Below are 20,053 nucleotides of genomic sequence, written 5' to 3'. Positions count from 1 at the left end.
TGGTACGGAGTATGTGTCGCCGGCCCATGTGCCGGAGAGCACACAGCTCGTAACTTCTTGCGCCATGACGGCAGAACCCGTGGCGGTCCCCCACGTCGTACAGGTCGACCTCGCCGGTCGCACCGCCCTGGTCACCGGGGGCGGCAGCGGCATCGGGCGGGCGTGCGCGCTGCGGCTGGGCGCGGCCGGCGCCAAGGTGCTCGTGGTGGACCGCAACCTGGATGCGGCCAAGGCGGTGGCCGCCGAGGCCGGCGGTCGGGCCGAGGGGGTGGATCTGGCGGACCCCGCCGCGGTGGACCGACTCGACGTGGACGTGGACATCGTGGTCAACAACGCCGGGCTCCAGCACGTCGCCCCGCTGCAGGACTTCCCCGTCGAACGCTTCGAGTACATCCAGCGGGTGATGGTCGAGGCGCCGTTCCTGCTGATCCGTCGCGCGCTGCCGCACATGTACGCCCGCGGCTGGGGCCGGATCGTCAACATCTCCTCGGTGCACGGGCTGCGCGCCTCGCCGTACAAGGCGGCGTACGTGTCGGCCAAGCACGCCCTGGAGGGGCTGTCGAAGGTGGTGGCGTTGGAGGGCGCCGCGCACGGGGTGACCGCGAACTGCATCAACCCGGCGTACGTGCGGACGGCGCTGGTGGAGAGCCAGATCGCCGATCAGGCGGCCAGCCACGGCATCGACGAGGCCGAGGTGGTCGAGAAGATCATGCTGGCCCGGGCCGCGATCAAGCGGCTGATCGAGCCGGACGAGGTGGCGGAGCTTCTGGCGTACCTCTGTTCGCCGCCGGCGGCCTTCATCACCGGCGCGTCGATCGCCCTCGACGGGGGCTGGACGGCCAACTAGTGCGCCCGAGCACAATGTCGACCATGTCGTCGCCGGTGGAGTTCCTGGAGCTGCTCGCCCGTGAGGCCGCTCCGGTCGAGTTCGAGGGACCGTTGGTGGCCGCGCGGGCCGCCGGGGTGTCCGCCGACCGGCTGGCCGAGCTGGAGCAGGCCAAGGCCGTGGCGCTGCGGGTCCGCGCGCTGCTGGAGCGCCGCCGCCGCCGGGAGACCGAGCTGTCCGGCCTGTACGACACGGTCAGCGATCTGGCCGGGCTGCGCGACCTGGACGACGTGTTGCGGGCGATCGTGCACCGGGCCCGCAACCTGCTCAGCGCCGACGTGGCCTACATGACGCTCAACGACGACGAGCGTGGCGACACCTACATGCGGGTGACCGACGGGTCGGTCTCGGCCCGCTTCCAGCGGCTGCGGCTGCCGATGGGCGCGGGCCTGGGTGGTCTGGTGGCGCAGTCCGGCGCCCCGTACGTCACGGCGAACTACGGCGAGGACGAGCGCTTCCACCACACCGGGGAGATCGACGCCGGGGTCGGCGAGGAGGGCCTGGTGGCGATCCTCGGGGTGCCGCTGCGGCTCGGGTCCACCTCGATCGGAGTGCTCTACGCGGCCAACCGCTCCGCCCGACCGTTCGCCCGGGAGGAGGTGGCGCTGCTGGTGTCCCTCGCCGCGCACGCCGCGGTGGCGATCGACACCGCCCGGTTGCTGGCCGAGACGCGTTCGGCGCTGGCCGAGCTGTCGGCGGCGAACACCACCATCCGGGCGCACAGCAGCTCGGTGGAGCGGGCCGCGGCGGCCCACGACCGGATGACCGCGCTGGTGCTGCGGGGCGGCGGGGTGGAGGACGTGGCCGCCGCGGTGACCGAGGTGCTGGGCGGGGCGCTGCTGGCGTTGGACGCCGAGGGGCGGCTGCTGGCCCGGGTGGGTGAGATCAACGAGCCGGATCGGACGGACATCGTCGAGGCGGTGGCCGCCTCGCGTACCGAGGGGCGCAGCGTGCGCCGCGGTCCACTGTGGTACGCGGCGGTGGTGGCGGGCGCGGAGAACCTGGGTGCCCTGGTGCTGCGCCCGGACGACGAGTTGGTCGACGCCGACCAGCGGATCCTGGAGCGGGCGGCGCTGGTGACCGCGCTGCTGCTGCTGTTCCGGCGGACCGTGGCGGAGGCGGAGGGTCGGGTCCGCGGCGAGCTGTTGGACGACCTGATCGCCCGGCCGTTGCGCGACACCGACGCGTTGCGCAGCCGGGCGCGCCGGCTCGGGGTGGACCTGGACGCACCGCACGTGCTGGTGGCGGTGGACGACGACGCGATCGCGGCGACGGGCTCGGCCCGGCAGCGGGTGCTGTCGTGGGCCACCACGTACGCCTCGGCGCGGGGTGGGCTGGCGGCGGCGCGCGACGGTCGGGTCGTCCTGATGCTGCCCGGCCAGGACGCCGGTGGCAGCGCCCGGGCAGTGGCCCGGGACCTGTCCCGGGTGACCGGCCGCCCGGTGACCGCCGGTGCGAGCGGACCGGCCACCGGGCCGACGGCGCTGGCCGGCACGTTCCACGAGGCGGACCGGTGCCTCACCGCGCTCGGGGCGCTGGGGCGGGCCGGTCAGGGGGCGAGCACCGCGGAGCTGGGCTTCGTCGGGTTGCTGCTGGGCACGGTGGGTGACCGGGGTGAGAAGGACGTGACCCAGTTCCTCACCGCCACGGTGGGGCCGGTGGTCGACTACGACGCCCGGCGCGGGACGGCGCTGGTCAAGACCCTGGAGGCGTATTTCGGGGTGGGCGGCAGCCTGGCCCGGGCCGCCGAGCAGCTGCACGTGCACGTCAACACGGTGACCCAGCGGTTGGAGCGGGTCGGGCAGCTGCTCGGCGCGGACTGGCAGCGGCCGGAGCGGGCGCTGGAGGTGCAGTTGGCGCTGCGCCTGCACCGCCTGCGCGCCCCGGCGGGCTGACCCACCGGGGCGGCGCGGGCCGGTCAGCGGGCGCGGATGCCGTCCAGGACGGCGTCGACGACCTGCGCCGGCAGGGTCTTCGCGTCCAGCTCCGGGTTCCACTGCAGCACCCGTTGGATCAGCATCGGGCCGGTGAGCAGCGCCATGGTGACCTCCACGTCGATGTCGGGCCGGAGCAGGCCCTCGTCGACGCCACGCCGCAGCACCTCGCGCATCAGCTGCCGACGCGGGGAGATGATGTTCTGGTAGAGCCGGAAGTGGTCCGGACTGCGGTTCACCTCGGGCACCAGACACGGCATGATCTTGGATGCGCGCGGGTCGACGTTCTTGCCGACCGCGCCGACCAGCAGGATCAGGTCGTCGCGGACCGAGTGCCCCTCGGGCTGCGCCATGATGCCCTTGAGCCGGCGCAGCGCGTCCAGCAGTAGTGCTTCCTTACCGGCCCAGCGGCGGTAGATGGTGGCCTTGCCGACTCCGGCGCGGGCGGCGATCGCCTCGATCGAGAGCGCCTCGATGGTGCTGCCCTCGGCGAGCAGGTCGAGGGTGGCCTCGATGATCGCCTCATCGGCGCGGACGCTCCGCGGTCGCCCGGGCGACCGCGGAGCGTCGGCAGTGGACGTCATGTCCGACATTGTCGCCGAACCTAGGCCGTGCCGGCCAACTCGGGCTCGGTGGCGGGTGCCGCCGAAGCCGGAGCCAGGGCCTCGCGACCCGGCATCCACCGCAGCACCACCAGCATCCCGAGCGCCGCGACCACCGCGGACAGGGCCGCCGCCCAGTGCATGGCGGTGACGAAGGCGTCGTTGGCCGCCGAGATCAGCGTCGGCGCCGCCGGACCGAGCTGCCCGGCCGCCGCGTACGCCCCGGAGATGGACTCGTCGGCCGCGTCACGAGCCTGTGCGGGCAGGCCGGTCAGCGCGTCGCCGATGTCACTGCGGTAGACCGCGGAGAGCACCGAGCCGAGGACCGCCACGCCGAGCGCGCCGGCCACCTGGCGGACGGTGTTGCTCACCGCGGAGCCCACGCCGGCCTTCTCGCGGGGCAGCGCCGACATGATCGACTCAGTGGCCGGCGGCATGATGTTGGCCATTCCGACGCCCTGGATGAAGAAGACGACGAGCACGACCCAGATCGGGGTGGACGCGCCGATGAAGGCGAACGCGGCCAGCGCCACCACGGTCAGCCCCAGCCCGACGGCGGCGACCGCCCGACCGCCGTGGCGGCGGACCATCGCGGCGCTGCGCGGCGCGAAGATCAGCTGGGCGCCGGCGAAGGGCAGGAAGAGCAGGCCGGTCTGCAGCGGGCTGTAGTCGCGCACCAGCTGCAGGTAGAACGAGCTGAAGAACATCACGCCCATCGCGGCGAAGAACACCAGGCCGACGATCGCCACCGGCGCGGCGAAGCGCGGCACCTTGAACAGCCGGACGTCCAGCGACGGGTGGTCGGAGCGGAGCTCGTGCCGCACGAACCAGGCCAGCACCGCGATGCCCACCAGGATCGAGCCCCAGGCCACCGGACGGTCGAAGCCGTGCTCACCACCGTCGATGATGCCGTAGGAGAGAGCCACCAGGCCGACCACGGAGAGCAGGACGCCGAGCAGGTCGACGCGGCCGGGGCGCGGGTCACGCGACTCGGGGACCAGCAGTGCCACCAGGACCACGCCGGCGACGACCACCGGGACGTTGATCAGGAAGACCGAGCCCCACCAGAAGTGCTCCAGCAGCGTGCCGCCGAGGATCGGGCCGATCGCCACGGCCAGGCCGACCGCTCCGGCCCAGACGCCGATGGCCCGGCCGCGCTCGCGCGGGTCGAACACGTTGGAGATGATCGAGAGCGTCACCGGCATGATGGCCGCGCCGCCGACCCCCATCAGGGCGCGGGCCGCGATGAGCTGCGCGGGGCTGTCGGCGTACGCGGAGAGCAGTGACGCCAGGCCGAACAGCGCCAGCCCGATCATCAGGAAGCGCTTGCGGCCGGCGCGGTCGCCGAGCACCCCGAAGGTGAACAGCAGTCCGGCGAAGACCAGCGTGTAGGAGTTGATGGACCACTCCAGCTCGCCCTGGCTGGCACCGAGGCCGTGCACCGGGTCGGCCAGGGTGCGTAGGGCGACGTTGAGGATCGTGTTGTCGAGGACGACCACGAGGAGGCTGATCACCAGCACCCCCAGGATCGCCCACCTCCTCGGGTGTCCCGTGTTGTCGTGCAGTTCCATGCCCGGTTCTCCCCCCCGGTTTCACCCGCCACAGAATTCGAGACGGGCCAGACTCGTAACTGCGAACAGACTACGGGCGGCATTAACGATACGGAACCGATCCGTATCGCATGTGGTGGGCGTCACTCCCCGTACGGCGGGTTCAGCGGGCGGCCAGGCAGGCGTCGACGGCGGCCGGCAGCGTGCCCAGGTGGCTCGCCGGAACGCCGAGCGGCTCGATCCAGCCCGGCCCGGCGCCGTACACCCGCAGGGACGGAAAGTCCCGGGCGAACCGCACCAGGCGGTACGCGCGGCCGGTGACCGGCGTCTGCGACCAGAGCACGACGGTGTGCGGCCGGGCCCTGCGCACCGCGCTGGCCAACGCCGACCAGGGCAGCGCGGGGCCGAGGTGCAGACAGCCGCGTCCCTGCTCCCGCAGCGCCGCGGCGAGCGCGTGCAGGCCGAGAGCGTGCGCCTCCATCTCGGCGCCGGCGAGCAGGACCCCGCCGGTGGGCAGCGACCGGCCCGGCTCCCGGCGGTGCACGTCCAATCCGACCCGGACGCCCTCGCACAGGGCGCGCTCGATGGCGATCTCGGTGGCGCTACGCCCGGACAGCCGGCCCAGCAGCGGTTGGCAGACCCGCTCCCACACGGCCGGCACGCCCCACTCGTCGGCCAGTTCCAGCATCAGCGTGGCGACACGGTTACCGTCCAGGTCCTCGGCCGCCAGGCGGACCCGCTTGTGCGCGGTCTCCACGGCCTCGGCCGGCATCGGATCGGTCAGCACAGACGTACCCCCGGGTAGACGGTCTCTACCCGGGGGTTCGCTCCGACGGCGCGCGGCGGATGCGCCCGCGCCGGATTTACCAGCGGCGGGCCGCCAGCCGCTGCGCCAGCGTGGCGGCGCTGCCCCAGATGCCGCGCCGGAACAGCACCACCACGAGGACGAAGATGCCGCCGGTGACCAGGCCGATCGCCTCGAACCCGGAGAACGACAACCAGTCCTCCAGGCGCACGACGATGGCGGCGCCGAGCACCCCGCCCCAGAGGGTGCCGATCCCACCGAGCACCACCACGATGACGGCCTTGCCGGAGGTGGTCCAGTGCAGCACGTCCAGCGAGACGAAGCGGTGGCCGACCGCGAACAGCCCACCGCCGAGGCCGGCGATGAAACCGGAGAGGACGAACGCGGTCAGCTTGTAGCGGTGCACCGGATAGCCCAGTGCCCGGGCCCGGGCCGGGTTGTCCCGGATGCCGACCAGCACCCGGCCGAACGGCGAGTGCACGATCCGCCAGGCCGCGGCCAGCCCGAGCAGCACGATCGGCAGGATCGCGTAGTAGAAGTAGTAGTCGTCGGTGAGATCGGCGCCGAAGAACTCGCGGGGCACGCCCTGCAGCCCGTTCTCGCCCTGCGTGACCGACCGCCACTCGTTGGCGACGTAGTAGACCATCTGCGCGAAGGCCAGGGTCACCATCGCGAAGTAGATGCCGGTCCGCTTGACCGCCAGGTACCCGATCGGCACGGCGAGGACGGCCGCGGCGAGCGCCCCGGCCAGCACGGCGAGCGGGAACGGCAGGCCGGCGTGGATGGCCACCAACCCGGTGACGTACGCCGAGGTGCCCCAGAACGCGGCGTGCCCGAACGACATCAACCCGGTGAAGCCCAGCAGCAGGTCCACCGCCACGGCGAACAACGCCCAGCAGAGGATGTCCACCGCCACCGCCGGGTAGAGGCCGTTGGGCAGCCACGCCGCGACGGCCAGCCCGACGGCGAGCAGCGCGTAGCGCACCCAGCCGGGGGCGCGGGCGACGGCGACCAGCCCGGACGGCGGGGCCGGGCGGGACGCGTCGGCGGGCGTGTCCACGGTACTGGTCATGCCGGCGCCTCCTCCCGGCCGAACAGCCCGGCCGGACGCCAGAGCAGCACACCGGCCATCACGATGAAGACGATCGTCTGCGACACGATCGGGAAGTGCGACAGGTACGCCTCGCCCCACGCCTGCACCAGGCCGATGCCGAAGCCGGCGGCGACCGAACCGAAGATCGAGCCCAGCCCACCGATCACCACCACCGCGAAGACCACGATGATCAGGTCGGCGCCCATCAGCGGGTTGACCGCGCGCATCGGCGCGGCCAGCACCCCGGCCAGGCCGGCCAGCCCGATGCCGAAGCCGAAGACCGGGGTGACCCAGCGCCCGACGTCGATGCCGAACGCGCGGGTCAGATCCGGCCGCTCGGTGGACGCGCGGACCACCATGCCGATCCGGGTGCGGGTGAGCACCCACCACACCGCGACGCAGAGCAGCACCGCGAAGCCGAGGATGAACACCCGGTAGGTCGGGAAGTCGAACAACCCGAAGTTCACCGTCCCACTCAAGCCCGACGGGGTGGCGTACGGGCTGGACTGCACGCCGTAGCGCAGCTTCACGAGGTCCTGCAGGATCAGCGTCAGGCCGAAGGTGAGCAGGAAGTTGTAGAGCGGATCCAGCTTGGTCAGCCGGTGGATCACGGCCCGTTCGAGCGCCATGCCGAGCAGACCCAGCCCCACCGGCATGATCACCAGGGCCGCCCAGAACGGCACACCCGCCTCGGTGAGCAGCACGTACGCCCCGAAGGCGCCAAGCATGTAGAACGCGCCGTGCGCGAAGTTGACCACCCGCAGCATGCCGAAGATGACCGCGAGCCCGAGGGCGAGCAGGGCGTAGAACGCCCCGCTCACCAGCCCGTTGAACGTGTTCTGCGCGAAACCACTCATAGCTTGCAGTCCGCGGACGGCGCGCGGAACGCCTCCGCGGCGGGGATGGTCTTGAGCACCTTCACGTAGTCCCACGGCTCGGTGACCTCGGACTGCGGCTTCACCTGGGCCAGGTACGCGTCGTGCACCACCCGGTGGTCCGCTGCGCGGATCGTGCCATTGCGCAGGAAGACGTCCTCGACCGTCTTGCCCTCCAGGCCCTTGACCACGGCGTCCGCGTCGTCGGTGCCGGCGGCCTGCACCGCCTCCAGGTACTGCAACGCCGCCGAGTAGTTGGCCGCGTGCGCGAACGTCGGCCGGGTGCCGGCCTTCTGCTGGAACCGGTCGGCGAACTCCCGGTTCTTCGCGTCGAAGTTCCAGTACCAGGCGTCGGTGTACGTGGTGCCGGCCAGCGCCGCCGGGGTGAGCGAGTGAATGTCGGTGAGAAACATCAGCCCCACCGCCAGGCCGACGCCCTTGTCGCGCAGCTTGAACTCGTTGTACTGCTTGACCACGTTGACCAGTTCCGCGCCGGCCTGCATGGTGCCCAGCACGTCCGGCTTCGGGTTCAGCGTCGGCGCCTTGAGCAGGAAGGTGGAGAAGTCGCCGCTGGTGTTCGGGAACGGCGCGCCGTCCTTGCCGACGACCTTGCCGCCGGCCGCCGTGATCGCGGTGGAGAAGCTCTTCTCCATGTCCTGACCGAAGGCGTAGTTCGGGTACAGGATGTACCAGTTCTTGCCGATCTGCTCGGTGGTGGTCTTCCCCGTGCCGTTGGCCAGCATGTACGTGTCGTACGCGTAGTGGAAGGTGTACCTGTTGCAGCTCTTGCCGGTCAGGTCGGTGGTCGCCGCGCCGATGTTGAAGTAGAGCTTCTTCTTCTCCTTCGCCACGTCGGCGACCTTCAGCGCCGCCGACGAGGTGGGCACGTCGAGGATCAGGTCGACGCCCTTACGGTCGTACATCTCCTGGGCCTTGGAGTTCGCCACGTCCGGCTTGTTCTGGTGGTCGGCGGTCTCCACGGTGATGTCCTTGGTCACCGCCTTGTCGCCGTACTTCGCGGTGAAGTCGGCGATGGCCATCTCCACCGCCGTCACCGAGTTCTTACCGGACAACTCCGAGTACGCCCCGGACTGGTCGTTGAGCACGCCCAGCACGATCTTGTCGCCGGTCAGTTTCCCCTCGCCGCCCGACTGGGGGCCACCGCCGCCGCAACCGGCGACCAGCACCACCGCGGCCGACGCCGCGGCCACACCCACCGTCCTGCGCATGCCCACTCCATCCATCCCACGCGTCGTCGCGCGGATCGTCGTTGAGAGAAATCAGATCCCGAGGTACGCGAGCAGTTCGCGCTCACGCGAGCGCACCTCGGAGTTGTCCATCGCCTCGGCGACACGTCCCTCGGCCAGCAGGTAGTGCCGGTCGGCGACACCGGTGGCGAAGTGCAGGTTCTGTTCGACCAGCAGCACGGTCACCCCGTGCTGCTTGGCCTCGCGCAGCAGGTCGCCGACCTGCTGCACCAGCAGTGGCGACAGCCCCTCGGTGGGCTCGTCGCAGAGCAGCAGCCGGGCGCCCATCCGCAGCACCCGGGCCAGCGCGAGCATCTGCTGCTCGCCGCCGGAGAGCATGGTGGCCGCCGAGTCCCGCCGGGTGTAGAGGGCCGGGAACGCGTCGTACACCCGCTGCAGCGACCACGGGTCCGGGCCGACGGTCGGCGGCAGCGTGAGGTTCTCGGTGACGGTCAGCGTGGCGTAGCTGCCCCGGTCGTCGGGCACCCAACCCAACCCGAGGCGGGCCCGTTTGTGGGCCGGCAACCTGCCGATGTCGCGCCCGTCCAACTCCACCGTGCCGCGCTGACCGGGATGCAGCCCCATCACGCAGCGCAGCAGGGTGGACTTGCCGGCGCCGTTGCGCCCGACCAGGGTGACCACCTCGCCGGCGGACACCTGGAGGCTGACGTCCCGCAGCACCTGCGCCTCACCGTAGAAGGCGGACAGATTCTCAATGCGCAGCATCGGCGGCTCCCAGGTAGGCGGTGATCACACGCTCGTCGGCGCGAACCTGCTCGTACGGGCCCTCGACGAGGACCCTGCCGGCCTGCAGCACGGTGACGGTGTCGGCGAGACGGCCGACCACGCTCATGTTGTGCTCCACCATCACCACGGTCCGGCCCTCGCGGACGCGGCTGATCAGCTCGACGGTGCGGTCGACGTCCTCCAGCCCCATGCCGGCGGTCGGCTCGTCGAGCAGCAGCACCTTCGGGTCCAACGCCAACGCGACGGCCAGCTCCAGGGCCCGCTTGCGGCCGTACGCGAGGGCTGCGGAGGGGGCCTCCGCCAGGTCGGCCAGCCCCACCATGGCCAGCAGCTCGTCGGCCCGCTCGGTGTAGCGGCCCATCAGCTTCGCCGAGCGCCAGAACCGCCAGCCCAGCCCGCTCGGCGACTGCAACGCCAGCGCCACGTGTTCCCGTGCGGACAGTTGCGGGAAGAGGCTGGTGATTTGGAACGAGCGGGCCACGCCGAGCCGTGCCACCTGCTCCGGGGGCAGCCCGGTGACGTCCCGCCCGGCCAGTTCGATCCGCCCGCCGCTGGGTGCGAGGAACCCGGTGAGCAGGTTGAACAGGGTGGTCTTGCCGGCACCGTTGGGGCCGACCAGCGCGTGCACGCTGTCCGGCGCGACGTCGAGGTCGACGTCGTCGACCGCCCGGAAGCCCTGGAAGTCCCGGGTCAGCCCGCGGGCCGACAGGAGCGCTTGCCCGGCCATCGCCTCATCCTCCGCACGGTCACGGCGACGGTCGATCCGGTGACCGTGGTCACATGCCCGTCGCGTGGAGGAAACCTACGGCCGGTCGCGCGAGTCGAGCCATGTCGATGCGATCCATATTCAGCCCGGTAAAGACGTGTGCGGCCACCACCTGTCGCCGGCGCGGACTTGACCGGACGCTCTACCTTGATGATCCAGACAGCCCGAGGAAAGGCCCCCAACCCATGCCCGTCGGCTTCACCATGGCGATCGTCTTCGCCGTCGCCCTGGTCGTCTGCGCCGTCCTCGCACTCGTCGCCCCCGCGCGGTCCCTGAAGCGGATCGGCGCCCTCGCGGCGCTCGGCTTCCTCGCCCTCACGCTGCTGGTCGGTGTCACCTCCAGCGCCCACTCCGTACCGATCCGCTCGGTGGGCATCGTGACCAGCTTCGGCAAGCCCACCGGCGAGGTGACCGGCTCGGGCCTGAAGTGGGTGGCCCCCTGGCAGAAGGTCGGCGAGTGGGACGCGGGCCGACAGAAGTACGACCACATCGGTGGCGACACCTGCGTACGGGTACGCACCGGCACGCTCGCCGACGCGTGCGTCGAGGTGCTCATCGAGTGGCAGGTCAAGCCGGAGAACGCGCCGAAGCAGTTCATGGACTACAAGGGAGACTTCGACAGCTTCCGGGGCCAGCGGGTGGGCGTGCAACTGGACAGCGCGGTCAACGACGCCTTCGCCGCGTACAACCCCCTGGAGAAGATCGACGCGCAGACCGGCGATCTCAACGTCGACCTGAAACCGTTCGCCGCCAACATCAAGACCAGCGCGGAGACCCGGCTCGCCACCGACGTCGACATCCTCTCGGTGACCATCACCCGCGTGAACCACGACGACAAGACCGAGGGCAACATCAAGGCGTTCCAGGACAAGCTGGCGCAGACCCGCAACCTGGAGCAGGACCGCAAGAACGCCGAGATCTCCAAGCAGATCACCGAGACCAACGCGAAGGTCGACAAGGTGACCCGCTGCCTGGAGATCGCCGAGAAGAACGGGGCCAACCCGGGGCTCTGCATCAACCCCGGCATCGTCACCGGCAAGTGAGGCAAGCGCTCGTCAGGCGGAGCGCTCCCACCGGCGGGGAGCACTGATCTCGGCCCAGCTCGCGCCGAAGGTCATCCGGCGCAGCGGTGCCGCGATGCCGCAGAGGCTGAACCAGCCACGGGTCAGACCCACGGTCACCGGGTTGCTCGTCAGGCCCTGCCGCAGGGTCCTCATGGCCAGTTCGACGGCGTGGAATCCGTACTCGCGCATCTCGGTCTCGTAGTCGCCGATCGCGTCCAACAGCGGCAGGTGCCCGCCGTCGGCCAGAGACAACTGGCGGGTGAGCAGGGCGGCGTCGCGCAGTGCGGTGTTGGCGCCGTTACCGCCGGCCGGTGGCATGCCGTGCACGGCGTCACCGAGCACGGTGACCCGCGAGGGCGCCCAGGGTGCGGGACGGTCGGACGCCTGGAACGGAAACGCGCTCACCTCGTGCGGTGGACACTCGTCGACCATCTGGCGTAGCGCGGGGTGCCAGTCCGTGATCAGCTCGGCGACGTACGCCTTCAGCCGTTGGCCGTCGAGGCGCTCCGGGCGCGAGGCGAACAGGTCGTTGCGGGCGACGAACGCGCACAGCAGATAGTCGTCCCCCGTCGGCTCCTGCCGTTCGAACACGGAGGTGAACAGGAAGTGCGGCGCACCGGTCAGGACGAGGTTCATGCCCTCCGCCAGCCGGGCGGGCAACCAGGCTCGGGTGTCGTCGTTCAGCGGCAACTTGAGCCCGACGCCCACCGCACCGGCATCCCGCTGGGTGGCCGCCGGCAGGTACTGCGCGCGTACCCGAGAATTGATCCCGTCGGCGCCGACCAGGACGTCGCCGCTGGCGGACGTTCCGTCGGTGAAGTGCGCGGTGGGGCGTCCGTCAGCGGTGAGCTCGTAGCGTTCGAACGCCTTGTCGTAGTGCACGGCGTCGTCGAGTCCGTCGAGGAGAACGCCGCGCAGCGTCTGACGGTCAACCGGGTAGGCCCGCCCGGCGGGGTCGGGATCGGCGGGATACATGACCGCGTCCTCGACGAGGACGAGCGTGCGCAGGTCGGTGCCCAGGAATCCGAAACCGCCGCCGGGTCGGCCCGCGGTGTCCGTGAACGCCTGCCAGTGCCGGTCGGGCAGGCAGGCACGCAGCGACCGGCTCCCCGCCGGGTTGATGGCGAGCCGGTAGCGGTCCACCCGCTCGTCGCGGTGCCGGTCACGCTCGTACACGGTGACGGCGATGCCGTGTCTCCGCAGACCCTGGGCGAGAGCGAGGCCGCCGATCCCACCGCCGATGATCAGCACGTCAATCATGGGTGGCTCCCTCTGGTGCGAAGAGATCGCACAGTTGGTTGACGACCGACTCGGCCCTGTCGGGACGCAGGCGAATGCCTTTGACGGTGGCGATCACCAGCTCGACGCTGGCAGCGACGTCGAGGTTCACCGACCAGACGTGCCGCGCGACGCCTTCGGTGAAGATCGCCGCGAGTGCGTCGCGCCACCCCTGTTCGTCGCGCTCGATGGCGAGCCCGGTGGACTCGTCACGTCGAGCGCGAAGATCGAGCTCGTCGAGCACGATGAACAGCTCGGGTCGTTCCGCGACGGCGGTGGCGATCTCGCTGAGGTGCTGCCGCAATCGGGCGGCGGGGTCCAGGTCGTTGTGCATCGTCGCCTCGAATTGTGTGGTCACGTGCTCGAGCACTGCGGCGATCAGGTCGGCCTTGGTGCGGAAGTAGTGGTGCAGGGTGGAGTGATCGATGCCGGCCGCGGCAGCGATCGGTCGCAGCCGGAACCCTTCGAAGCCACCCTCGGCGATCGCCGAAAATGCCGCTTGGACCAGCGCCTGTCGGCGGTCGAGCTGTTCAGTCATCCCCCACCATCCCCAACCAAGTGGTTGGTTGATAGTTCAGCATCGGTGCGACGAACTGTCAACCAGGTGGTTGATGAACCCCAATGTGGCAGCCAGCGCCGGCGCTCCCCGGTCCCGGGTCGGACGACCCGTGGACCGAGGAGCGCTACGCCTAGGCGTAGGTGAACAGTGGGGGAAAGACGAGAACCACGATCCAGGCCCACGCGGCGTACACCGGCAGGTAGCTGGTCTGCCACCGTTCGAGCGACGCGAACGGCGTACGCCGGCGGATGAAGGTCAGCAGGAGCCACGCCGACCAGGCGAGGTTGACGAGCAAAATGACGTTCTCGCCGAGCGCGGCCGCCCGGTTGGGCGTGCTGCCGTACTCGTCGGTGATACGCCCGGTGATCTCCATTAGGACCAGCACGTCGATGGCCAACGCGCTGACCACGAGCGCGAGTTGGAGTTTGTCGAACAGCCCGGGCGGGGCCAGCGGATCGCGGGCCGAGAGCGAGTAAAGCAGCAGCCCCAGCACCACGACCAGCAGGACGTCGAACAGGATCAGCGCTTCGCGCTCGACGTCGATGCCGTGGCTGGTCCAGACGACGGCCACGAGGAACGCGACGAGGGCGGCCGTGAAGAGCGGGGTGAACAGGCGCGTGAGGACCGGCGCGATGTTCTCGACGACACTCTGCTTGGCTTCGACGAGCCACCCGGCCACGACGACCGCGGCCGCGGCGCCGCAGGGCAGGAGCCATTGCGAGATGAACTCCTCCGCATCGACGCCGATGGCGTCGAAGGTGTTGAACAGGAGCGCGGAGAGGACGCCGCCGCCGAGCCCCATGAGGACGACGTAGATGAACCATTCGCCGGTGAAGCGGATGAAGTCCATGCGACGACGGGAGGAGCGCCAGTCGTCGGCGACGTAGGCCAGACCGACCACGAGCCACAGGGCGATGGGAAGGTGGAGGCTGGTGACGACAATGGACTGGGAGTCGTCTGCCAGCGGGTAGACGTTGGCGGCCACGACGCCGAGAGCGAACAGCGCCGCCAACGTCGCGATCATCGGCCGTCGGGCTCCACGCCGCCAGGCCAGGAACGCCGCCAGCCAGGGCAGCGCGAACAGGGTGAAGTTCCGCGCGTAGAACGAGCCGTCGTCGTCGAAGGTCAGCCCGAACAGCGCTGGCACCTTGACGGACGCCACCGCGCCCGCCGCGCAGGCGAGCATGGCCCACAGGTCCCGCCGCGAGCGCGTGGCGGCGACCGGGTTGTCCGCGTCCCCGGTCAGCACCAGTTGCTTCCATAGCCGTTCCGAATGCTCGCGGGCGAACTCGCGGGAGAGTTCGTCGAGGCTGCCCATCCTCTTGACCGCGACCAGGAAGGCCTCGTCCGGGCTCAGCCCTGCTGCGACGAGCTCGTCCACCGAGCCACGAAGGTGATCTTCGAGTTCGTCGGCGTCCGGCGATTGCAGCTCCCTACGGCGAAGCACGTACTGGCGCCACTGCGCGAACTGCGCTTCCAATTCCTCGGGTCCGTCGTGCGCCGTCATGCCAGACCCTCCAGCGGGTTCACCGTCAGCGGCGCACGGTCATGCCAGATCTCCTTGAGCGCGCCCACGACGGTGGCCCACTGCCGGCGCTGCTCGGCCAGCTCAGCCCGGCCCGTGTCGGTGATGCGGTAGTACTTGCGCTTCCGCTCGCCGGCGACCGCCTGCCAGCTCGACTCCACGTGACCCAGGCGCTCGAGCCGGTGCAGCAATGGGTACAGCAGCCCTTCGGTCCAGCTCAGCTCACCCCCCGACAGCTCGTTGATCCGCCGGAGGATGGCGTAGCCGTAGCTCTCGCCCTCGGTCAGGATGCCGAGCACCATCGGTGTCGCCGAGGCGGCCACCAGATCCTTAGCGACCCTCATGGGGCCTCACCCCGCCCTAAACCCTAGAAGCATGATGCATAGTACTGCTAGGTATGCGAGGGCCGCAACGGACTGATCACCCGGCCCCGGAGCGGAGCGGGACGTGCCGGCGAGCGCAACTCAGTCGATCACGAACCTGTTCGACTCAGCTCAGGGTGACCACCCAGCGAGCGCCCTCACCCCGGGCCAGCCGGTCGAACGCCATGGGTGCCTCGTCCAACGAGATCGTGCCGCTGACCAGCACACGCAGATCCAGCACACCGTCGGACAGTTCGGCAGCCAGCGCCGGCACCTCCCGGTCCGGGTCGGACGAGCCGTACACCGAGGAGCGCAGCGTACGGGCGGAGTGGAAGATGTCGAGCGCGCCGAGGCTGACCATGTCGTCCTTCGCGCCCATGCCGACCACGATCACCGCTCCCCCGCGCCGGGTCAGCCGCCAGGCGGCGCGGATGGTGGCGGCGCGGCCGACGCACTCGAAGGCGTGGTCGACGCCCCGACCCTCGGTGCGCGCCCGGACCTCCTTGGAGAGCCGGTCGTCGGAGAGCAGGAAGTCGGTCGCGCCGGCGGCGAGGGCCAGCTCCCGTTTCGCCTCGGCGACGTCGATGGCCAGGATCGTCGTGGCGCCGGCCCGACGGGCGGCGGTCAGCACGGCGAGGCCGACCCCACCGAGGCCGACGACCGCCACCGACTCGCCGGGCGCCACCCGTGCGGTGTTACGGACCGCGCCGACGCCGGTGAGCACCGCGCAGCCGAGCAGCGCGGCGCGCTCGGGCGGCAGCCCGGCGGGCACGGGGATGACGGCACGCTCGGGCACCACCACCGCCTCGGCGAGCGCGCCGAGGCCGAGGGTCAGGTGCAGCGGTACGCCGTCGTCGGTCTCGCCGCGCGGCACGGTCGGGGCCGCGGTGTCGGCGCAGAGCCACGGCTCGCCGCGTCGGCACCACCAGCAGGCCCGGCAGGCCGGCGCCCAGTTGAGCACCACCGGGGTGCCGACCGCCAGGCTGCTGCCAGGGCCGGTCTCGGCGATCACGCCGGTCGCCTCGTGCCCGAGCACCAACGGGAACCTCGCGGCGATGGTCCCGTTCACCATGGACAGATCCGAATGGCACACGCCGGCGGCGCGGATCGTCACCCGCACCTCGCCGGGACCGGGCGCGGGCAGGCGTACCCGCTCGACCCGCAACTCGGCACCGGACCCGCGCGCGACGAGCGCGCGGACGGTGACCGGCGCGGCCGCCGGCTCGCTGTCGCCCGCCGGCACGGCCGGTGACAGCTCGGCGCGGCCCGCCGGCATGGCCCGGGACAGCTCGGGGCCGGTCATCGCTGGATCGCCTTCAGCTCGGAGAACTCGGCGAGGCCGTGCACACCCAACTCGCGGCCGAGGCCGGACTGCTTGTAACCGCCGAACGGGGCGAGCGGGTTGAACGGTGCGCCGTTGATGTCGACGGCGCCGGTACGCAGCCGCCGCGCCACCGCGAGCGCCGCGTCGGTGTCGGCGGACCAGACCGCGCCGGCCAGCCCGTAGCGCGAGTTGTTGGCGATGGCGACCGCCTCGTCGGTGTCGGTGAACGGGAGGACGGCGAGCACCGGGCCGAACACCTCCTCCTGGGCGAGCGCGCTGTCCGGGTGCACGTCGGCGAAGACGGTCGGGGCGACGAAGTGGCCCCGGGCCGGCACGGGTGCGTCGGGGCCGCCGGTGACCAGCCGGGCGCCGTCGGCCAGGGCCCGGTCGATGTGGCCGCGGACCCGCTCGGCCTGGGCCGCCGAGACCAGCGGGCCGAGCCGGGTGGCCGGGTCGAACGGGTCGCCGAGCCGGTAGCCGGCCACCGCCGTGGCGATCAGGTCGAGCGCTTCGTCGTACCGGTCGCGGTGCACCAGCATCCGGGTCCACGCCGTGCAGGTCTGCCCGGAGTTGAGCAGGGCGTTGCCGACGCCCACCTTGACGGCGGTGGCCAGGTCGGCGTCGGGCAGGATCAGGTTGGCGGACTTGCCGCCCAGCTCCAGGGACACCCGGGCGATCCGGTCGGCGGCGAGACGCATGATCCGCGAGCCGGTGGCGGTGCTACCGGTGAACGAGACCAGGTCGACGTCGGGATGCCCGGCCAGGGCCTCGCCGACCACCGGCCCGGTGCCGGGGACCAGGTTGAGCACACCCGGTGGCAGGCCCGCCTCGGTGACCGCGTCGAAGAGCAGGTACGCGGTCAACGGGGTCAGCTCGCTGGGCTTGAGCACCACCGTGCAGCCGGCGGCCAGCGCGGGCGCGAGCTTCGCCATCACCTGGTGCAGCGGGTAGTTCCACGGGGTGATCGCGCCGACCACGCCGATCGGCTCGCGGACCACGAGGGAGTTGCCGATGCTCTCCTCGACCGCTGGGCGGGCGGCGAGCGTGACGTGGTCGCGCAGCACGGTCAGTGGCAGCCCGACCTGCACCCGGGTGGCGAGCTTCAGCGGGGCGCCCAGCTCGACGGCGATGGTGCGGGCGAGGTCGTCGGCCCGCGCGGCGAGCGCGGCGTGCAGCCGGTCGAGGTGCGCGGCGCGTTCGGCGGGCGCGGTGGCGGCCCAGGCCGGGAACGCGGCGCGGGCGGCCGCCACGGCACGGTCCACATCGGCTGCCGTGCCGGCGGGCACCTGCCCGATCAGCTCGCCGGTGCTCGGGGCTTCCACGTCGGTCACGTCGGTGCCGGCGGGAGAGGCCCACTCGCCGCCGATGTGCAGGTGGCGCCTGAGGCGCAGGGCGTCGGGCAGCTGCGACGGCGGGGCGGCGAGGTCCATGGCGTCCCTTCGGGGGTGGGGCGATGGCGACGGCGGGGTTGGCGGCGGCGGTGAAACTAGCGCTGGGAGTTTGGACGCTACCCGCTGGGCCGGCCGGACTCCACCGGGTCGACGGTGCGGGCGTACTCGGCGGCCAGTCCGTGCAGCAGGGCGTCCAGGCCGAGGGCGAAGGCGCCCTCGTCGACGCTCTGCTGGTGTTCGGCGAGCCGGTGCGCCTGACGCAGGTGCGGGTAGTGCGCCGCGTACAGCTCGGGGTCCTCGACGAAGCCGCGGGCGAACGAGCCGAGCGCCGACCCGGCCACGAAGTAGCGCAGTGCCGCGCCGATGTGGGTGGCCCGCGCGGGCGGCCAGCCGGCGCGGACGAGGCCGCCGTAGACCGCGTCGGCCATGGCGAGGGCGGCCGGTCGGCGACCGGGGCCCTGCGCCAGGTACGGCACGATGTTCGGGTGCGCGGTGAGCGCCCGCCGGTACGACCAGGCCCAGTCGCGCAGTGCCGCGACCCAGTCCCGGCCGGCGAAGCCGCTGGTGTCGACGGCGCCGGTGACAGTGTCGGCGACCGCGTCGAGGATCTCGTCCTTGGTGGCGAAGTGGTTGTAGAGCGAGGGCCCCCGCACGCCCAGCTCGGCGGCGAGCCGGCGGGTGGAGAACGCCGGCATGCCCTCGGCGTCGATGAGCGCGGTGGCGGTCTCGACGATGAGCTGCCGGGTGAGCCGGGGCTGACGGGGTCGGGGCACTGCGCTCCTCGCGGTCGCGGCGGCCGGGTCTGGACGCGGCAAAACTTACACCGCTAGTTTAAGGGTGACCGGGAGCGCCGACGCCAGGAGGACCACCGTGGACTTTTCGCTCACCGACGAGGAGCGGGCGGTACGGGACACCGTCCGGTCGTTCATCAGCCGCGAGGTGATGCCGTTGGAGGCGGAGGTGCTCCGCCGGGAACGGGCGCACCAGCCCGGCCTGGACCACTCCGAGCTGCGCGAGCTGCAACTCAAGGCCCGCAAGTTCGGCTTCTGGGGCCTGGCCACCCCCGAGGAGTACGGCGGCATGAACCTGCCGGCCGTCCTCCAGTCGTTGATCTGGACGGAGCTGGGCCGCACGTTCGTGCCGTTCCGCTTCGGCGGCGAGGCGGACAACATCCTGTTCCACGCCACGGAGGAGCAGAAGCGGGAGTTCCTCATCCCGACGATCGAGGGTGAGCGGCGTTCCTGCTTCGCCATCACCGAACCGGGCGCCGGGTCGGACGCGGCGAACATCCGGCTGTCGGCCCGGCGCGACGGCGACGACTGGGTCCTCGACGGTGAGAAGACCTTCATCACCGGCGGGCACGATGCCGACTTCGCCATCGTGGTGGCGGTGACCGACCGGGAGAAGGGCGCCCGCAACGGCGGCGCCACCGCGTTCCTGGTGGACCGGGCGATGGGCTGGCGCTCGGAGTTCATCCAGACCATGGGCGAGGGCGGGCCCGCGTCGCTCATCTTCGAGGGGGTACGCGTGCCGCACCGCAACATCCTCGGCGAGATCGGGCAGGGCTTCACCCTCGGCATGGAGTGGATCGGCAAGGGTCGCTACACCATCCCGTCACACGCCATCGGCATCGCCGAGCGGGTGCTGCAGATGGCGATCGACTACGCCAACACCCGGGAGACCTTCGGCGCGAAGATCGGCACCAACCAGGCCATCCAGTGGATGATCGCCGACTCGGAGACCGAACTGGAGGCGGCGCGCTGGCTGGTGCTGCGCTCGGCGTGGACGGTCGATCAGGGCCTGGACCCCCGGCACGCCTCGTCGATGGGCAAGCTCTACGGCGCCGGGATGGTCAACCGGGTGGTCGACCGGGTGCTCCAGATCCACGGCGGCATGGGCTACACCCGCGAGCTGCCCATCGAACGCTGGTATCGGCAGGTCCGGCTGTACCGGATCTTCGAGGGCACCGACGAGATGCAGCGCCTGATCATCTCTCGGGACCTGCTGCGCGGGTACACGAAGATCGGCGGTCACCTGGCCTGAGC

Annotated in this window: 19 protein-coding genes; 4 read left to right on the top strand and 15 right to left on the bottom strand. The window is 71.4% G+C overall.

Features of this window, described 5'->3' with window-relative positions; translation table 11 throughout:
• The first annotated feature begins 64 nt into the window (after positions 1–64).
• Both F8271_RS04675 and F8271_RS04670 read left to right on the top strand, forming a co-directional pair.
• Positions 65–847: a 3-hydroxybutyrate dehydrogenase gene (locus F8271_RS04675; RefSeq protein ID WP_151488400.1), complete on the top strand. Its 783-nt coding sequence runs from the start codon at positions 65–67 to the stop codon at positions 845–847.
• A 14-nt stretch (positions 848–861) separates the two neighbouring features.
• Positions 862–2,781 carry a helix-turn-helix domain-containing protein gene (locus F8271_RS04670; RefSeq protein ID WP_151488399.1) on the top strand — a complete coding sequence of 640 codons (1,920 nt, stop codon included), beginning with the start codon at positions 862–864 and terminating at the stop codon, positions 2,779–2,781.
• Positions 2,782–2,804: 23 nt separating this feature from the next.
• Here F8271_RS04670 and F8271_RS04665 read toward each other — a convergent pair whose 3' ends face one another.
• From F8271_RS04665 to F8271_RS04630, 8 genes are all read right to left on the bottom strand, one after another.
• Positions 2,805–3,413, bottom strand: coding sequence for a TetR/AcrR family transcriptional regulator (locus tag F8271_RS04665; RefSeq protein WP_151488398.1), 609 nt, complete (start codon positions 3,411–3,413; stop codon positions 2,805–2,807).
• An 11-nt stretch (positions 3,414–3,424) separates the two neighbouring features.
• A complete protein-coding gene (locus F8271_RS04660; RefSeq protein ID WP_151488397.1) occupies positions 3,425–4,993 on the bottom strand; it encodes an MFS transporter in 1,569 nt (522 codons plus the stop codon).
• A 142-nt stretch (positions 4,994–5,135) separates the two neighbouring features.
• Positions 5,136–5,759: a transcriptional regulator gene (locus F8271_RS04655; protein WP_225854162.1), complete on the bottom strand. Its 624-nt coding sequence runs from the start codon at positions 5,757–5,759 to the stop codon at positions 5,136–5,138.
• 76 nt (positions 5,760–5,835) lie between these two features.
• Complete coding sequence (locus F8271_RS04650; RefSeq protein ID WP_151488396.1) at positions 5,836–6,849, bottom strand: branched-chain amino acid ABC transporter permease; 1,014 nt, start codon at positions 6,847–6,849, stop codon at positions 5,836–5,838.
• Positions 6,846–7,727: a branched-chain amino acid ABC transporter permease gene (locus F8271_RS04645; protein WP_151488395.1), complete on the bottom strand. Its 882-nt coding sequence runs from the start codon at positions 7,725–7,727 to the stop codon at positions 6,846–6,848. The genes F8271_RS04650 and F8271_RS04645 overlap by 4 nt, the downstream gene beginning before the upstream one ends.
• On the bottom strand, positions 7,724–8,974 hold the full coding sequence (locus tag F8271_RS04640) for an ABC transporter substrate-binding protein (RefSeq protein ID WP_192580140.1): 1,251 nt from the start codon (positions 8,972–8,974) through the stop codon (positions 7,724–7,726). Before F8271_RS04640 ends, F8271_RS04645 begins: the two co-directional genes overlap by 4 nt.
• A 51-nt stretch (positions 8,975–9,025) precedes the next feature.
• On the bottom strand, positions 9,026–9,718 hold the full coding sequence (locus tag F8271_RS04635; RefSeq protein ID WP_151488393.1) for an ABC transporter ATP-binding protein: 693 nt from the start codon (positions 9,716–9,718) through the stop codon (positions 9,026–9,028).
• A complete protein-coding gene (locus F8271_RS04630) occupies positions 9,705–10,466 on the bottom strand; it encodes an ABC transporter ATP-binding protein (RefSeq protein ID WP_151488392.1) in 762 nt (253 codons plus the stop codon). The genes F8271_RS04635 and F8271_RS04630 overlap by 14 nt, the downstream gene beginning before the upstream one ends.
• 224 nt (positions 10,467–10,690) lie before the next feature.
• Here F8271_RS04630 and F8271_RS04625 point away from each other — a divergent pair, with 224 nt between their 5' ends.
• The gene (locus tag F8271_RS04625; protein WP_151488391.1) at positions 10,691–11,548 is read left to right on the top strand and encodes an SPFH domain-containing protein; all 858 of its coding nucleotides are present in this window, start codon (positions 10,691–10,693) and stop codon (positions 11,546–11,548) included.
• A 12-nt stretch (positions 11,549–11,560) separates the two neighbouring features.
• Here F8271_RS04625 and F8271_RS04620 read toward each other — a convergent pair whose 3' ends face one another.
• From F8271_RS04620 to F8271_RS04590, 7 genes are all read right to left on the bottom strand, one after another.
• Positions 11,561–12,829, bottom strand: coding sequence for an NAD(P)/FAD-dependent oxidoreductase (locus tag F8271_RS04620; protein WP_151488403.1), 1,269 nt, complete (start codon positions 12,827–12,829; stop codon positions 11,561–11,563).
• On the bottom strand, positions 12,822–13,385 hold the full coding sequence (locus F8271_RS04615) for a TetR/AcrR family transcriptional regulator (protein WP_151488390.1): 564 nt from the start codon (positions 13,383–13,385) through the stop codon (positions 12,822–12,824). Before F8271_RS04615 ends, F8271_RS04620 begins: the two co-directional genes overlap by 8 nt.
• Before the next feature lie 151 nt (positions 13,386–13,536).
• A complete protein-coding gene (locus F8271_RS04610; RefSeq protein WP_151488389.1) occupies positions 13,537–14,913 on the bottom strand; it encodes a permease prefix domain 1-containing protein in 1,377 nt (458 codons plus the stop codon).
• Complete coding sequence (locus F8271_RS04605) at positions 14,910–15,275, bottom strand: PadR family transcriptional regulator (protein WP_151488388.1); 366 nt, start codon at positions 15,273–15,275, stop codon at positions 14,910–14,912. The genes F8271_RS04610 and F8271_RS04605 overlap by 4 nt, the downstream gene beginning before the upstream one ends.
• A 145-nt stretch (positions 15,276–15,420) precedes the next feature.
• Entirely contained in the window at positions 15,421–16,596 is a 1,176-nt protein-coding gene (locus F8271_RS04600) for a zinc-binding dehydrogenase (protein WP_225854161.1), read from the bottom strand.
• Positions 16,593–18,047, bottom strand: a complete 1,455-nt coding sequence (locus F8271_RS04595; protein WP_151488387.1) for an aldehyde dehydrogenase family protein — start codon at positions 18,045–18,047, stop codon at positions 16,593–16,595. The genes F8271_RS04600 and F8271_RS04595 overlap by 4 nt, the downstream gene beginning before the upstream one ends.
• Positions 18,048–18,124: 77 nt before the next feature.
• Positions 18,125–18,781 (bottom strand): TetR/AcrR family transcriptional regulator C-terminal domain-containing protein, encoded by a 657-nt coding sequence (locus tag F8271_RS04590; RefSeq protein ID WP_151488386.1) that lies wholly within the window; start codon positions 18,779–18,781, stop codon positions 18,125–18,127.
• 97 nt (positions 18,782–18,878) lie between these two features.
• On the opposite strand from F8271_RS04590, the gene F8271_RS04585 reads away from it, so the two are divergent.
• On the top strand, positions 18,879–20,051 hold the full coding sequence (locus F8271_RS04585; protein ID WP_151488385.1) for an acyl-CoA dehydrogenase family protein: 1,173 nt from the start codon (positions 18,879–18,881) through the stop codon (positions 20,049–20,051).
• The last annotated feature ends 2 nt before the right edge of the window (positions 20,052–20,053 follow it).

The sequence above is a fragment of the Micromonospora sp. ALFpr18c genome (assembly GCF_008868155.1).
GTDB lineage: Bacteria > Actinomycetota > Actinomycetes > Mycobacteriales > Micromonosporaceae > Micromonospora.
The sequence above is the reverse complement of the archived record's forward strand: the minus strand, read 5'-3'. Positions and strand labels throughout refer to the sequence as shown.